The organism is Vreelandella boliviensis LC1, assembly GCF_000236035.1.
Classification (GTDB): Bacteria; Pseudomonadota; Gammaproteobacteria; order Pseudomonadales; family Halomonadaceae; genus Vreelandella; species Vreelandella boliviensis.
This window is the reverse complement of record NZ_JH393257.1, coordinates 1,473,372-1,488,381: the sequence shown is the minus strand read 5'-3', so window position 1 is coordinate 1,488,381 and position 15,010 is coordinate 1,473,372. Positions and strand designations below refer to the sequence as shown.

14 protein-coding genes are annotated in these 15,010 nt (G+C 55.0%); 12 read left to right on the top strand and 2 right to left on the bottom strand.

The features are described 5' to 3' along the window. The 4 genes from KUC_RS19965 to KUC_RS06615 all read left to right on the top strand — a co-directional run. On the top strand, nucleotides 1-708 hold a 708-nt coding region (locus KUC_RS19965), incomplete at its 5' end, for an amino acid ABC transporter permease (protein WP_244264748.1). 15 nt (nucleotides 709-723) lie between these two features. After that, nucleotides 724-1,824 (top strand): amino acid ABC transporter permease, encoded by a 1,101-nt coding sequence (locus KUC_RS06625; protein WP_007112379.1) that lies wholly within the window; start codon nucleotides 724-726, stop codon nucleotides 1,822-1,824. 135 nt (nucleotides 1,825-1,959) lie between these two features. Next, nucleotides 1,960-2,688 carry an amino acid ABC transporter ATP-binding protein gene (locus KUC_RS06620; protein ID WP_040480329.1) on the top strand — a complete coding sequence of 243 codons (729 nt, stop codon included), beginning with the start codon at nucleotides 1,960-1,962 and terminating at the stop codon, nucleotides 2,686-2,688. Nucleotides 2,689-2,891: 203 nt separating this feature from the next. Next, nucleotides 2,892-3,284 (top strand): RidA family protein, encoded by a 393-nt coding sequence (locus KUC_RS06615; protein ID WP_007112377.1) that lies wholly within the window; start codon nucleotides 2,892-2,894, stop codon nucleotides 3,282-3,284. A 19-nt stretch (nucleotides 3,285-3,303) separates the two neighbouring features. Here KUC_RS06615 and KUC_RS06610 read toward each other — a convergent pair whose 3' ends face one another. Both KUC_RS06610 and KUC_RS06605 read right to left on the bottom strand, forming a co-directional pair. Then, entirely contained in the window at nucleotides 3,304-4,767 is a 1,464-nt protein-coding gene (locus tag KUC_RS06610) for a sensor domain-containing diguanylate cyclase (RefSeq protein WP_007112376.1), read from the bottom strand. Between the two features lie 50 nt (nucleotides 4,768-4,817). After that, a complete protein-coding gene (locus tag KUC_RS06605) occupies nucleotides 4,818-5,417 on the bottom strand; it encodes a histidine phosphatase family protein (protein ID WP_007112375.1) in 600 nt (199 codons plus the stop codon). 173 nt (nucleotides 5,418-5,590) lie between these two features. Here KUC_RS06605 and phnD point away from each other — a divergent pair, with 173 nt between their 5' ends. The 8 genes from phnD to KUC_RS19960 form a co-directional block, all read left to right on the top strand. Next, nucleotides 5,591-6,583, top strand: a complete 993-nt coding sequence (phnD, locus tag KUC_RS06600; RefSeq protein ID WP_007112374.1) for a phosphate/phosphite/phosphonate ABC transporter substrate-binding protein — start codon at nucleotides 5,591-5,593, stop codon at nucleotides 6,581-6,583. Between the two features lie 56 nt (nucleotides 6,584-6,639). Then, nucleotides 6,640-7,437, top strand: coding sequence for a phosphonate ABC transporter ATP-binding protein (gene phnC / locus KUC_RS06595; protein WP_007112373.1), 798 nt, complete (start codon nucleotides 6,640-6,642; stop codon nucleotides 7,435-7,437). Beyond that, complete coding sequence (gene phnE, locus KUC_RS06590) at nucleotides 7,424-8,236, top strand: phosphonate ABC transporter, permease protein PhnE (RefSeq protein WP_007112372.1); 813 nt, start codon at nucleotides 7,424-7,426, stop codon at nucleotides 8,234-8,236. Before phnC ends, phnE (KUC_RS06590) begins: the two co-directional genes overlap by 14 nt. After that, the gene (phnE, locus tag KUC_RS06585; protein WP_007112371.1) at nucleotides 8,230-9,039 is read left to right on the top strand and encodes a phosphonate ABC transporter, permease protein PhnE; all 810 of its coding nucleotides are present in this window, start codon (nucleotides 8,230-8,232) and stop codon (nucleotides 9,037-9,039) included. The genes phnE (KUC_RS06590) and phnE (KUC_RS06585) overlap by 7 nt, the downstream gene beginning before the upstream one ends. Nucleotides 9,040-9,107: 68 nt before the next feature. After that, on the top strand, nucleotides 9,108-9,536 hold the full coding sequence (locus KUC_RS06580; protein ID WP_007112370.1) for a host attachment protein: 429 nt from the start codon (nucleotides 9,108-9,110) through the stop codon (nucleotides 9,534-9,536). A gap of 123 nt (nucleotides 9,537-9,659) precedes the next feature. Next, nucleotides 9,660-11,531 (top strand): methyl-accepting chemotaxis protein, encoded by a 1,872-nt coding sequence (locus KUC_RS06575; RefSeq protein ID WP_040479762.1) that lies wholly within the window; start codon nucleotides 9,660-9,662, stop codon nucleotides 11,529-11,531. Between the two features lie 11 nt (nucleotides 11,532-11,542). Beyond that, complete coding sequence (locus KUC_RS06570; RefSeq protein WP_007112368.1) at nucleotides 11,543-13,648, top strand: methyl-accepting chemotaxis protein; 2,106 nt, start codon at nucleotides 11,543-11,545, stop codon at nucleotides 13,646-13,648. A gap of 281 nt (nucleotides 13,649-13,929) precedes the next feature. Further along, a partial coding sequence (locus KUC_RS19960) for a methyl-accepting chemotaxis protein (RefSeq protein ID WP_244264747.1) occupies nucleotides 13,930-15,010 on the top strand: 1,081 nt, incomplete at its 3' end.

Genomic DNA, 15,010 nt, shown 5'->3' with positions numbered 1-15,010 from the left:
GCGTTTGGCGAAGCCATTTTCCTCAATGTTCGCGGGTTGTACCTGCCTCAACCGCTGTTTGAGTCTGGATTTGGGCTGATCCCCGCTACCTTTGTAGTGGCAATCATTGCCAGCATTGCACTGGTCATTTGGAACAGGCGCCGCCATGAAGCCACCGGAAAGCGCCTGCCGGTTTTCTGGATGTCGCTGGTGATTATTTTTGGCCTGCCATTGCTGATATTGGTGGCCACCGGTGTCCCGGTCACCTGGGAGATGCCGGTACTGCGCGGCTTTAACTTCGGCGGTGGCATTACTATCATTCCCGAATTTTTGGCCCTGTGGCTGGCACTGTCTATCTATACCGCATCCTTTATTGCGGAGATTGTGCGCTCGGGCATCCAGGCCATTCCCCATGGCCAAACGGAAGCCGCCCAGGCATTGAGCTTGCCGCGCAAATTAGTGTTACGTTTGGTGGTCATCCCCCAGGCCATGCGCGTCATCATTCCGCCGCTCACTAGCCAATATCTTAACCTGATTAAAAACTCGTCACTGGCCACCGCCATCGGCTACCCCGACTTAGTCTCGGTTTTCGCCGGTACCACGCTCAACCAGACCGGTCAGGCCATCGAAGTGATTGCCATGACCATGGCGGTATATCTGATCATCAGCTTGCTGGTGTCCATGTTCATGAACTGGTTCAACGCTCGCGTTGCGCTAGTTGAACGCTAGGCCGGAGGCGACCCCATGATTCACAACAAAGAAACCATACCTCAGCGCCCGGCCCCTAAAGGCACCATTGGCCCGATTGCCTGGTTACGCGGCAATCTGTTCAACGGTCCCGTCAACAGCATCTTTACGCTGTTGGGCCTGTATGTGCTGTACCTGCTGGTGGTGCCAACGGTTCAGTGGGCGTTTATTGATGCCGACTGGGTGGGCGATAGCCGTGAAGATTGTTCACGGGTGGGTGCCTGCTGGGTATTCGTCAACGCGCGGTTTTCCCAGTTTATGTACGGCCTTTACCCCAGTGAGGAGTATTGGCGCGCCAATATCGTGTTTGCCATGTTCGCGGGTATTATTGCCTGGATGGTCATCCCGCGGCTGCCGTTTAAGCGCTGGATGACACTGTTTGCACTGCTGATCTTCCCGGTGATCGCCTACGTGCTACTACACGGCGGCTACTTTGACTTGCCGCGGGTTTCCACCCACCGCTGGGGCGGCCTAATGCTGACCCTGCTACTGGCAAGCGTAGGAATGATTGGCGCGCTGCCGATTGGCATCGTGCTCGCCCTTGGGCGGCGCTCGAACATGCCTATCGTCAAAACCTTCTGCGTGATTTTTATCGAGTTTTGGCGCGGCGTGCCGCTCATCACCATTCTGTTTATGGCCTCGGTGATGTTGCCGCTGTTCCTGCCTTCAGAACTCAGCGTGGATCGCCTGATACGCGCCTTGATCGGCCTCACACTGTTTCAGAGCGCCTATATGGCCGAGGTTATTCGCGGTGGTTTACAGGCCATTCCCAAAGGTCAAGACGAAGCCGCCGCAGCGCTGGGAATGACTTATTGGAAGCGCATGGGGCTGATTGTGATGCCGCAAGCACTAAAAATGATGATTCCCGGTATCGTCAATACGTTTATCTCGCTGTTTAAAGACACCACCCTGGTGATGATCATCGGGCTGTTTGACCTGTTGGGCATTGTGCAAGCGGCGCTTTCCGACTCGCGCTGGCTGGGCTTCTCTATCGAGGGGTATGTATTCGCCGCGTTCGTGTTCTGGATCTTCTGTTTCAGCATGTCGCGCTACAGCCAGTATTTAGAGCGCAAGCTAAACACCGGCCATAAGCACTAGCTCAGGTACTAGTTCAATCGCTAGTTCAAGAGCGAGCGCCGCATCTCATTACGTTTTAAGTAGGATTTCAACATGACACAAGCAGCCACTAACAACTCTGAAACCAGTACGTCTGACACCAGTACTTCTGACCTAATGGTCGAGATGCGCAACGTCAACAAGTGGTACGGCGATTTTCACGTACTACGGGATATCTATCTGGAAGTTAAGCGCGGCGAGCGTATCGTGGTATGCGGCCCTTCGGGGTCGGGTAAATCAACGCTAATTCGCTGCATTAACCACCTTGAAGAGCATCAAAAAGGTGAAATCGTGGTGGGCGGTATACCGCTAACCCAAGACGTTAAGCGTATTGAGCAGATTCGCCGTAGCGTCGGCATGGTGTTTCAGCACTTCAATCTTTTCCCGCATTTATCAGTGCTGGAAAACTGCTGTATCGCGCCAATGTGGGTACAAAAGAAACCCCGCAAAGAGGCCGAAGCGCTGGCGATGGAATACCTGGAGCGGGTACGCATTGCCGAACAGGCGACTAAATACCCAGGGCAGCTTTCAGGCGGTCAGCAGCAGCGGGTGGCGATTGCCCGATCGCTGTGCATGCACCCTGACGTGATGCTGTTTGACGAGCCCACCTCTGCACTCGACCCCGAGATGATCAAAGAGGTGCTGGACGTTATGGTGGAACTGGCGGAAGAGGGCATGACCATGATCTGCGTGACCCACGAAATGGGCTTCGCCAAACAAGTGGCTGACCGGGTGATCTTTATGGATCAGGGGCAAATTATTGAAGAAAACGCACCTGAACCCTTCTTCAACAACCCACAATCCGAGCGTACTCAGCTGTTCCTAAGCCAGATACTGGGGCATTAATACACAGCCCCAGCGACAAAGCCGCTGTGGATAAGTCAATCATCATGGGCCTCACTTGAGGCCCATGATGTCTTAAAACTTCAAAAAAACAGCATGTCATCGCGAGCGTAGCGCGGCGATCTTGAGGTTATCCTGCCAACACAAACAAGATTGCTTCGTCGCTCCACTCCTCGCAACGATATCATTAAAAAAAGGATAAAAGCATGATTGAAAAACTGTTTATTGACCGCGCGCCCCAGCCCATCGCACCGTTTTCCCACGCCTGTCGCGTAGGCGACTTGGTGTTTATCACCGGGCAAATGCCAACGGTGCCGGAAACTAACGAAATGCTGTTGGGCACCTTCACCGAACAGACCCATCGGGTGATGCAGAACCTGGCGATTGTGCTGGAAGAAGTCGGCAGTGCCTTCGAGTATGTGGTGCAGTCCCGGGTATTTATTACCAACATGGGTCATTTCGAAGAAGTTAATAAAGTCTACGCGAGCTACTTTCCGCAGCCGCTACCTACCCGCACCTGCATTGGAGTGACAGGCTTAGCCGGTGGCGCCGATGTGGAAGTCGATATGATCGCCTGGATCCCGCCGTCGCAGCAATAAACCTTATCAGTAGCCGTTCTCACGGCTGCCAGTGCGCAACGACACGATTGCGCCCCGTCTCTTTGGCGGCATAGAGCGCTTGGTCGGCCTGGGCAACGGCTACTGCCTGACTGTGGTCTAAATCACTGGTGAGCGCCAGAGGGGCAATTCCCACACTGACGGTGAGTGTCACCATCAGCGGCGTTTGCGAATCACCCGCCGTCAGATAAAACGGCTGCTGGGCTATTCGTTCGCGAATACGCTCACCCAGCTGGACTACCTGTTGGGGCGATAAATCACCCGCTGTAACGGCAAACTCTTCACCGCCGAGCCTTGCCAGACAATCTTCGGGCCGCAGGACATCATGGACACGCTTTGCCATCTCCACCAGCAGCGCATCACCCGCGGGATGACCATAGCGATCATTGATATGTTTGAAGTAATCAATATCAATCATCAGCAAATAATAGGCTGTCGCTACCGGCCGCTCATTGAGCTGCGCTAAGTGATTAGCCAAGCCACGCCGATTGCGCGTGCCGGTCAAGGCATCAAACTCCGCCGCTGCCCAGGCCTGCTCTTCGCTTTTTTTGCGTTGGCTAATGTCAATGACTAGACCGCCAATACGCGCCAAGTAGCCATCATCGGAGTAGTAACTTTCCATCACCAGCTCGTGCCAGCGCCACTGCCCGGTTGCGACCCTGAGCTGGACATCAATACGGCATTGGGTTTGCAGCCGCTGATGGCACTCGCGAATCAAACCAAACACCCGTAAGCGATCGGTGGGCATGGCATGGGCCAGTAAGCGACGCAACGGGAGCCTAGCGTAATCGCCAGGATAACCCAGCGATAGCAGCAGCGCCGAAGAGCACCAGGTGGCGCCGCTGCGCGTGTTGATCTCCCAGGTGCCGCAGGCGGCAACCTGCTGAAGCAGATCGACCTGACGCTGCCTGCGGGTAAGCTGCTGACGATAAATAGCCGAGGCGATTAGTTCAGCGCCGATCACTAGCGCCTGCAACCCCGCCCCCTCCCAGTCAACTTCGCGCTCACAGTCATCAAAGCCCAACGTGCCCCACCACTGGCCATCCACCATAATCGGTACGGTCACCATCGATTGAATCGACTGGCTTTCCAAATTGTCGCGCAGCGTTCCTAGATCCACTTTCGAGGTAATACAAGTGTGCGAGTCACCGCGCTCCCGACGATTGACCATTTCCTCATACTCGGGATCGTCGATCAGCGTGGTAAAAAAGCGAAAGCGTTTTTGCGTTCGCTCACGATAATGGGATGAAGATGCCCACTCAAAAACAAAATCCTGTAGGACACCGTTTGGGTTGCGCTCTATGGTTTGAAATATCCACACCCGATTGACCCCAGATGCTTCCCCTAGCGCCGCCAATAGCTGATCGACGCCCTCACTCCAAAAGTGCGCGTCGATTAGTGCATGGCTGCCCACGGCAAGGGCATTTAGCAGGCTTGTCGCATCCGGCGAAAAAGGAGCAGGCATAACAGGTTCTCTTTACTTTTCTTAGAGACTACCACACAGCTTTCAGTGGATTACACGCCATACCCGTAAAGAGTGATGCTAGCGGGTGCTAACGGAGTTTGCTCACGGTGGGTCGTCAGCGGTTTCCCGGCCAGTGCAGTCAGCAGGATTTGCAGCGGATCACCGTGACTGACGAGCAGGATGGTTTCGCCGCTTACCTTTTGTTCCCAATCAGCGATTACTGCCTGCATACGCTGCGCCACCATACTCACTGCCTCTACCCCATGGCGTTGATGATCGGCATTTTCGGCATCTAACGCCCATATGCTCGGATAGTGTTTGTCTTCAAGCCCCTCCTGATCACCAAAATTTCGCTCCCGCAAGCGTGCATCCACGCTGGGTGCTAACCCGAACTTTGCGGCTACTCGGGCGGCGGTTTGCGTGGTACGCAAAAAGTCTGAATGCACTACGCGGGTCGGCGCAGGCCACTGCCAATCGGCAACGAGCTGGGCAAGTTGTTGCTCGCCATACGTGGAAAGACCGAAGTTTTCTATCCCCCGCTCTGGCGAACTGACAATCACGCCCTGCTGATTGGCCTGGCTATGGCCGTGGCGCATTAATAAATAGCGGTTGCGCCAATGGTCGGAGAGTGGCTGTAAAGTATTTGACATAAGTTTGTCACAAACCCTAGATTGAAGGTGTCTGCTTTCGAAAATAACCATCCTTGGCGCGGAATGTCCACTTACGAAGCATTTTCCGTTTTCACTAGTGGCAAAACGCAGCAAAGGAAACACAGCTCGATCCATAGCAAAAACACAACAATAACGTACAAATGAGGCTTACCATGGCAACTTCGCTCTTCCGCAAGCGCCCGCTTGCGATGCTTACCGCTCTATCTCTGCTACCGCTTGCCCTGCTATCAACCCAGGCCCAAGCTGAATGTGAACGCGGCGTTTTGGATACTATTTATTGCGATGAAGATGGCGATATGGTCGCTGACCGCCCTGCCGATGAGTCTGAGTGGGCTAATCCGGACACGCTGATTTTTGCTTACACCCCCGTAGAAGACCCGGCTATTTATTCGGACATTTGGCAGCCGTTTATCGATCACTTGGCTGAGGTCACCGAGCGGGATGTGCGCTTCTTTGCGGTACAGTCCAACGCTGCTCAAGTTGAAGCCATGCGCAGCGGGCGGCTACATATCGCCGGTTTCTCCACCGGCCCTACCCCTTTTGCGGTGAACTTGGCCGGGGCCGTGCCGTTTGCGTTAATGGGGTCTGATGACGGCCAATTTGGCTATACCCTGCAGCTGTTTACCCACGTTGACTCTGATATCCATGAGGTTGAGGATCTCAAAGACAAACGCGTTGCCCATACCTCCCCCACCTCCAACTCGGGCAATTTAGCCCCACGCGCTCTGCTGCCTGAACTAGGTATCACCCCCGAAGAAGATTACGAAGTGGTCTACTCGGGCAGTCACGACCAATCCATGCTGGGCGTCGTGGCTAAAGACTACGATGCGGCTCCGGTCGCTTCCGAAGTGGTCGAGCGGATGGCGGCACGCGGTCTTTACGATGAAGAGGACGTGCGCCTAATCTACGAATCCGATCGTTTCCCTACCACCTCGTATAACTACGCGCATAACCTGCACCCAGATTTGGTCGAAAAAATCGAAGAAGCCTTCTTCAGCTTTGATTTTATCGGCACCGAGCTAGGTGAAGAGTTTGAGGGCGTCGAGAAATTCATACCCATCAACTACCAAGACAACTGGAAGGTGATTCGCACCATCCAAGCGGCCAATAACGTGAGCTATACGCCAGAAAACTTGGAAGAGTAAACGTAGCGCACCGCCGCTGGCGGTGCGGTTATTGTCTCGACGATGGAAGCGGACACATGCTGGAAATTACCAATCTGGTCAAACGATATGGCCACGATGAAGCCGTGCTGAAAGGGCTTGACCTCAAGGTAGAGGGAAACAGCGTTGTTTCTATCGTAGGCGCCTCGGGTGCAGGTAAAAGTACCATGTTGAGATGTATCAATCGCTTGGTTGAGCCGACTTCCGGCTCCATCAAACTCAACGGCAATGAGCTAGTGAACCTTAAAGGAGCTGAATTGCGTCGCGCGCGCCGCAAAATCGGCATGGTGTTCCAAGGCTTTAACCTGCTGGATCGCTTAACCGTGATGGAGAACGTGCTAGCCGGGCGGTTGGGTTACGTCAATCTCTACCAAGCGATTTCACGTCGTTACCCCCAAGCAGATATTGAGCGTGCCTTTGTCCTGATGGAACGGGTGGGCATTGCTCATTACGCTAATAAGCGTGCCGATGAGCTTTCCGGCGGCGAGCGCCAGCGGGTAGGCGTGGTGCGTGCACTGATGCAGGAACCTGAAGTGCTGCTCGCCGATGAGCCCACCGCCTCACTAGACCCGCGTACTTCTGAGCAGATTATGGTTCTGTTGCAGAGCTTGGCCAGCGAGCTGTCGCTGCCGGTGCTGATCAATATCCATAATGTTGCTCAGGCCAAAACCTACACCGAGCGCATCGTGGGGCTTCGCCACGGCAAGATGATCTTTGATGGGCTGCCTGCCGACTTCAATAAAGACGCGTTAGACGCTATTTACGGCGGCATTGAAGCGCCGGACGACGCGATCACCGATACACCAGCGGGGGAGCACACCCATGACTCCGCCTGAAGCTCATTCCACCGCGCCCCGCACCTGGAAAAAGCCACCGTTTATTGCCAACCCTGTGCTGCGCTACGGGTTGATCCTGGTGGCGGTGGTCTACCTGGTATGGGCCTTCGGCTCACTGCCCTTCAACTGGGCGCGTATATCTGAAGGGCTGCCCCGCGCCGCACGTATTTTTAGCGGTGGCTTTCCACCCAACTTAGAGCGCTACGAACTACTCTTAACGGGCTTTAAAGAGAGCTTCCAGATCGCCATTTTGGCCACCTTGTTAGGGGTTTTCCTGTCGATTCCCTTTGCCGTCATGGCCGCCCGCAATATCGCCCCAATGCCTATCTATATCATTGGTCGGGCAGTGATTATTGTATCGCGCAGCTTTCACCCGGTGATTGTCGCCATCCTATTTGTTGCCGCCGTTGGGTTTGGCCCGCTAGCGGGCATTCTCACCTTAACGCTCTACTCCATTGGCTTCGTAGGCAAGCTGCTTGCGGAAGAGATAGAAGAGATTAACTGGGGCCAGGTAGAGGCCATGAAAGCCGCTGGAGCGGGTTATATCGCCATTCTTTTTTATGCCGTTTTCCCGCAGATACTACCACGCCAAGTGGGGCTTTCCATGTACCAACTAGACAGTAATTTGCGCGCCTCGGCGGTGGTCGGGATTGTCGGTGCAGGCGGCATTGGCGGTACGCTGATGAACGCTTTTGGACGCTACGACTACGATTTCGCCTTTGCGATTCTGCTCATTATCATCGCGGTCATTTTGCTCAGCGAAGGTGTCAGCGGCTGGGTAAGGAAAAAAATATGGTAGATCACGCACAGCAGCTTGCCGACCGGGTTTGGCAACGCTACGACCGCAAACAGCGCCTTATTCGTTACGCCGTTCTGCTAGCGACTTTGATGTTAGTGGTATGGGCGGTGCGCGATATTGATATTTTCTGGCCCTGGGTATGGGATGCGCCCAATCAGATCTCCGCGCTTGGGGCGCGCATGTGGCCGCCCAGCCCAGCGGGGCTAAACGGCATTATCGCCGCGCTGATTGAGACCGTGCATATTGCTACGCTGGCAACTTTCTTAACCATTTTCCTGGCGCTACCAGTGGCCTATATTGCCGCCCAGAACACCACGCCCAACCGCGCCTGCCTGTGGCTAGGGCGCTTTATTCTGGTCTCCAGTCGTTCGGTGAATACCATTATCTGGGCGCTGCTGTTCGTGGCGATTTTTGGCCCTGGCGTGTTAGCGGGCATACTCGCCATTGTGTTTCGCTCCATTGGCTTTATCGGCAAGCTGATGGGTGAAGCGATTGAAGAGATTGACCGCAACCCAGTGGAAGCGATGGAAGCCACCGGGGCCTCCAAGGCCAAGGTGGTCGCCTACGCCATTGTGCCGCAAGTCATGCCGGCATTTTTTGCCATTGTGATCCTGCGCTGGGATATCAATATCCGCGAATCGACGGTGCTTGGGCTAGTGGGCGCCGGGGGTATCGGCGTTATTTTGCAGGGTGCGATTGATACCTTCGCCTGGCCTACCGTGGCGACCATTTTGATTGCCATTATTGTGCTGGTTCTGATTGGTGAAGCTGTCACCAGCTTGCTGCGTAGCAAAGTACTGTAATCGTTTGACCTAGCGCCAAACGCTTGCCATGGTTAAAGAACCATCAACGACATGGAGTATGCACAGCGATGACAACCTATATCGTGGTAGCCGACGCCGCTCGCGCACGTATCTTTACTCGTGATGCCTTAACGCTGGCGGAGCAGGAGAGCCTGGTTCACGCAGAAGGACGGCTGCATGAAGGTGATTTGATCACTGACCGTCGCGGCGATGTGCACGAGTCGATGTCCAGCACGGCACGCTCCTCCGGCGAAGAGGGGGCGGCCTCCAAGCATGAAAACGAGCTTTTCGCCAAAGAGGTCGCTAATCGCCTGTATAACGCCCGTGTGGGTAACAGTTTAAAGAAGCTGATTATGGTCGCGCCACCCAAATTTTTAGGCCTACTACGGGATAAGCTTGATGGCCCCACACAGAAGCTGGTGATTCACTCCCTATCGAAAGATCTAAGTAAAGCTTCACTAGCCGACATCCAACATGCAGTTAGTGATTTACGCTAGTAATATCTGAAACTTAAGGAAAGTTTAAGCCTAAAGAAAGGGTCGCTCTCGCCGATAGATTAGAAGACATTATAAACGGTACCTACCCGAGTACTGACATGCACTTCTTCGTCGAGAGCGACTATGCTATCTACCCTCCGAGTACGCATCTTATTGGCCGCACTAGTGGCGATTACCCTCGCCCTGGTAATTAACGGCATTGCCAGCTACACCACCGTAAAACACCATAATAGCCAGCAAGTAACGCGTAATCTTAGTGCCGTGGTTAACGGTAATACGCAAGCTATCAACGAGTGGTTTAGCGCACGCTATACGATGCTGTCTAGCATGGGTGACGCCGCCAATAGCGACGAGCCGCTTGCCGCTCTACGCCAACTGGCAGGCTCAGGCAGCTTTATGACTGCCTACATTGCCTACCCTTCCACGCCAGACGCTATTTTTTCCGATGGATGGCAACCCCCTAGTGATTACGACCCACGCCAGCGGCCCTGGTACCAAGGCGCTGCCGAAGCGCAAGACACCATTATTACGGCACCTTACACGGATGCCCAAACGGGGGGCTTGATCGTTACCTTTGCACGCCCTTTCTATCGTAATGGGCAGTTGGCCGCAGTCATCGGTGCTGACATTACCATCGAGGATGTGATCGAAATTGTTACCGGCATTGCCCCTACGCCGTCCAGTTTTGGCTTTTTAACCACGGAAGATGGCACCCTGATCGCGCACCCTGACGCTGAAATGACACTCGAGCCATCCACGCGTTTGAGCGATAAACTGACTGACACTCGGCTTAGCCAAATCACCCGAGCCGATGCCCCTCAAGCACTTTCACTGCAAAACAGCGAGAAGTTGCTGATGGGCAGAAACGTTGGCGGCGACAGCGGCTGGCAGTTGATCGTTGCGCTAGACGAGCACGAGGCAACCGCCGGTCTGCGCGGCATAGCGACAACGTCGATAGTGACGCTGCTGATCGTGGCTGCGATTACTGCAGTGGTCTTTGGCTTACTGCTCTCACTGCTGCTGCGCCGTTTACTGGTTGCGCGTGACGCGATGGATGATATCGCCTCGGGAGAGGGCGACTTAACCCGGCGTTTGCCTGAAGAGGGCAATGACGAGATCACGCAAATTGCCAAGGCCTTCAACCGCTTTGTGGGCAAAATGGAAGCCGTATTGGTGGATGTGCGCACCAGCAGTGAATCCGTTCACCACGCGGCCAATGAGATCGCCATGGGCGGCCAGGATTTATCCCGTCGCACCGATAACGCTGCCGCTAGCCTGCAGCAGACCTCTGCCTCGATTGAAGAAATCACCAGTACCGTTCAACACACGGCGGCATCCGCAAAAGAAGCCAACAAGCTCTCTCAAACCGCTTCTGAAGTGGCGAATGAAGGTGGCAAAGTCGTGGCGGATGTGGTGACAACCATGGAAGACATCACTCGCGCTTCCGATAAAATCGGTGAAATCGTCACGCTTATGAACAGCATTTCCTTTCAGACTAACCTGCTGGCGCTTAACGCTTCAGTGGAAGCCGCCCGTGCTGGCGAGCATGGCAGGGGGTTTGCGGTAGTGGCCGATGAGGTACGCATGCTGGCTGGGCGCAGCAGTGATGCCGCCAACGATATCCAAAAACTGATTGAAGATTCACAGAGCAAGGTGAATAACGGCACCACTTTGGTGCGTAATGCGGGGACGACTATGCAGGACATCGTCGCGCATATTACCCGCGTTACCGATGTCTTGGAGGAGATCAATGCGGCCACCAGCGAGCAGAGCGATGGCATCAATCAGGTCAACATCGCTGTCGCAGAACTGGATCGCATGACCCAGGAAAACGCGGCCATGGTGGAAGAGTCCACTACCGCCGCCGAGCAGCTAAAAGAGCAGGCTGACCACCTGGCAGGGACGATTAGTAGTTTTAAGCTGTCTCACGCCGCGACACCGGCCCTGCAAGTGCCGTATCAAGCACATGACAACCGCCGCCATCACATCACCTAAAGGGAAAATCCATGCATTTTCGCTCGTTACGCTCTTTCGTCGTCGCACTTGCGGGCCCTTGCTTGCTCACGATTGTGGCTGCTTTAGTGATCTATAACCTGGTCGCCGCGGCCCGCACCCAGCAAACGGTGAATGAGCATACCGGCGCGTTAATGGAAAGTGCATTAAATGCGCGCTTAGATGCCATTGCCGATGCAGAAGGTAATCGCATTCAACGCGCGTTGGATAAACCAATGATACTTGCCAACCAGTTGGCAAGTATCAACGCGCTCATGGGATTGGAAGATAGCGAGGGGCAGCGCGCGCTATTCCTCGGCCGCCGCCAGCTGTCGAACCTTGTACGACAAACCCTCGTCGACAACCCGGATCTAATAGATGTCTATATTGGCTGGGAACCGAATGCGTTTACTGACGATGCCCGCTACGCCGACGAGGAGCGTTATGGCAATGATAGCAGTGGTCGTTTTATGCCCTGGTGGTTCCGCAACAGCGACGGCTCATTGGTACTAGATCCGCTAGGTGACTTGGAAGACGAAACGCTTCTCCCTAGTGGCGTGCGCACTGCAGAGTATTACCTGTGTCCGCGTGAAACTTTAGCCCCATGTGTTATCGATCCTGCGGCTTACGACTTCGGGGGTGAAACCCAATTGGTAACCTCTTTCAATGCACCCATCTTGGTAGGTGGAGAGTTTCGCGGGGTCGCGGGTATCGACCTCGCTGTTGACTTTATCCAAACGCTGCTAAGCAATGCCAACCAAGAGCTTTACAGCGGTGCAGGCCGGATGGTGTTGGTTGCAGGACATGGCGGTTTAGTGGCGGACACCGCAGAAAAAGGCGTGCTTGGTTCACCTGCCAGCGAAGTCCTCAGTGCCCAACTTTTGACAGGCATTGAACAAGCCACCGCACAAGGCAGCTTATATAGCAGTGTAAATGACGGCATGCTAGAGCGCTATTTACCCATCAACCTTGGCAATGCCGAACAGCCCTGGGTGCTGGTGCTTCAGCTACCAGAATCAGTGGCACTGGCCGAACTGAATGAGTTACAAGGCGTTCTCAGTGAACAGCGACAGCAAAACACGCTGGGCATGACGTTGGTAGGGCTACTCCTAGCAGCACTGGGTGTGGCAGCGCTATGGTGGATCGGCGGGCGAATCGCGCGGCCCCTTAAGCGGCTCGCCAACCGCATGGAGGAGATTGCTTCTGGCCATGGTGACCTTACCCAACGTCTCCCGGTATATGGGCGTGATGAAAGTGCCGCGGTGGCTGAACAGTTCAATGCCTTTGCAGAAAAAATTCAGACCATTCTGCTGGATGTTCGCCGCAGCAGCGAAGCCGTCAACCACGCAGCCAATGAGATTACTCAAGGCGGCCACGACCTCTCACGGCGTACCGAGCAGGCCGCTGCTAGCCTGCAGCAAACCTCCTCTGCGATGGAAGAGATCAGCAGCACCGTTAGCCATACCACTCATGCCTCGCAAGAAGCCAGTGGGCTTTCACAAACCGCCTCGCAGCTAGCCACACGTACCGACAGCGCTTTTGAGCAAGTGGTGGCGACGATGGATGATATTCGCTCAAACTCCGATGAAATTCGGGCCATCGTGACCGTCATCGACGGCATCGCATTTCAGACTAATCTGCTTGCGCTAAATGCCTCGGTAGAGGCCGCCCGGGCCGGCGAACATGGCCGCGGGTTTGCGGTGGTCGCTGATGAAGTTCGCAAGTTAGCCTCACGCAGTAGCGAAGCCGCCAAGGATATCCGCCAGCGTATTAACACCTCGGCAGGCAAGGTTGAAAGCGGTACCCAAATGGTTCGCGATGCGGAAGCGGCAATGCACGAGCTAGCAGAAAGCGTCACGCGGGTAACCCAGATGCTGGGAGATATCAGTACCGCCGCTCGAGAGCAAAGCGAGGGCATTAGCCAAGTGAGCATTGCAGTCACCGACCTAGACCAAATGACCCAGCAAAACGCCGCTCTTGTAGAAGAGTCGACGACCGCCGCTGAACAGCTAAACGATCAGGCGGATAGGCTCGCTGCGCTAGTCGGTGGCTTCACGCTTGAGAGAGAAAACTCTCATAGCAAACATCAACTGCCTGCTCCCGAATTAGCGGAACGATAAACGCTTAAGGAATCGGCGGCAACGGAAGGTGGTTCGAGCGATCGCGCTCAACCTACGTCCTCACCTAATAGGGGCCTCATTTTGAGGCCCCTACGTCGTTATCCATCCTGCATTAAACCGGTTTCCTCTGGCGCCTGTTTCCTCCCTGACGAACCTATAGCTACTCGCGCTGAAGCATACACCTAAAGTCGTATCCGTCGGCGCCGATAGCATGACAACAGATGTTACGTATCGAGTGGTCTACTTCCGACCTTATTTTCCTAAATAGCGAGACTTTATTAATGCTGTCGTCCCTACGCTTGCGCATTCTGATGATCACTTTGGTGGTGATCACGCTGGCACTGACCATTAACGCCTCCGTCAGCTATCTGACCTTGCAGGCTCACAACGAGCAGCAGGTAGCTCGGCAACAGGCATCCATCGCACAGGGTAACGCCCTGGCAATTGAAGAGTGGGTGTCTGCCCGTGCCGCGATGCTAGAAGCAGCTCGCGCGCCCGTGATCGATAATGCCCCTCTCGAGCCCCTAAAACAGTTAGCCGAGTCAGGCGGATTCATAGCAGCCTTTTACGGTCAAACCGATGGCAGCCACCTTTCTTCCGATGGCTGGATACCACCCAATGACTACGACCCACGCCAGCGCAGCTGGTATCAAGCAGCCATGGATCAGGATAGCACCATCGTTTCGCTGCCCTACGTGGATGCCAACAGCAATCGCTTAGTAGTTACCTTTGCCACGCCGGTCAAGCGTGAGGGTCGCCTGTATGGGGTGGTCGGCGGAGATGTAGCGATCGACAATCTGGTCAATCAGGTCAACGCTATTCAGCCGACGCCGTCGAGCTTCGCCTTTCTGAGCAGTGGCGGCGAGACGCTGATCGCGCACCCCGACACGGCGCTGACTCTCAAGCCACTGAGCCAGGTCAGCGAGACATTGACCCCCGCCGTTATCGGACGGCTGAGCGCTACCCGAGACGCCTGGGAGCCTATTCAAGTCGACGGCCAGGACAAGCGGCTATCGGCGACCCCCATCGCGGGTACCGACTGGGAGCTCGGCGTCGCGCTGGACGAACGCGAGGCCACTGCTGGCCTTCGCGCCATCCTCCACTCATCGTTGATTACGCTGCTGATCATCATCGCCGTTACTGCCCTGCTGCTGAGCCTATGGCTCAAGCGTACCTTCGCCGGCCTCGAACGGGCACGGGATGCTCTGGATGACATCGCTAGTGGCGAGGGAGACCTGACCCGCCGACTGCCCGAGCAAGGCCGCGATGAAGTGGCCCAGATGAGCGGTGCTTTCAACCGCTTCGTGAGCAAAATGGAGGCCGTCTTAATCGATGTGCGTACCAGCAGTGAATCCGTTCACC

Coding starts and splice junctions, on each gene's coding strand:
- KUC_RS06625 (WP_007112379.1), top strand. CDS start 724: ATGATTCACAACAAAGAAACCATACCTCAGCGCCCGGCCCCTAAAGGC.
- KUC_RS06620 (WP_040480329.1), top strand. CDS start 1,960: ATGGTCGAGATGCGCAACGTCAACAAGTGGTACGGCGATTTTCACGTA.
- KUC_RS06615 (WP_007112377.1), top strand. CDS start 2,892: ATGATTGAAAAACTGTTTATTGACCGCGCGCCCCAGCCCATCGCACCG.
- KUC_RS06610 (WP_007112376.1), bottom strand. CDS start 4,767: ATGCCTGCTCCTTTTTCGCCGGATGCGACAAGCCTGCTAAATGCCCTT.
- KUC_RS06605 (WP_007112375.1), bottom strand. CDS start 5,417: ATGTCAAATACTTTACAGCCACTCTCCGACCATTGGCGCAACCGCTAT.
- phnD (WP_007112374.1), top strand. CDS start 5,591: ATGGCAACTTCGCTCTTCCGCAAGCGCCCGCTTGCGATGCTTACCGCT.
- phnC (WP_007112373.1), top strand. CDS start 6,640: ATGCTGGAAATTACCAATCTGGTCAAACGATATGGCCACGATGAAGCC.
- phnE (WP_007112372.1), top strand. CDS start 7,424: ATGACTCCGCCTGAAGCTCATTCCACCGCGCCCCGCACCTGGAAAAAG.
- phnE (WP_007112371.1), top strand. CDS start 8,230: ATGGTAGATCACGCACAGCAGCTTGCCGACCGGGTTTGGCAACGCTAC.
- KUC_RS06580 (WP_007112370.1), top strand. CDS start 9,108: ATGACAACCTATATCGTGGTAGCCGACGCCGCTCGCGCACGTATCTTT.
- KUC_RS06575 (WP_040479762.1), top strand. CDS start 9,660: ATGCTATCTACCCTCCGAGTACGCATCTTATTGGCCGCACTAGTGGCG.
- KUC_RS06570 (WP_007112368.1), top strand. CDS start 11,543: ATGCATTTTCGCTCGTTACGCTCTTTCGTCGTCGCACTTGCGGGCCCT.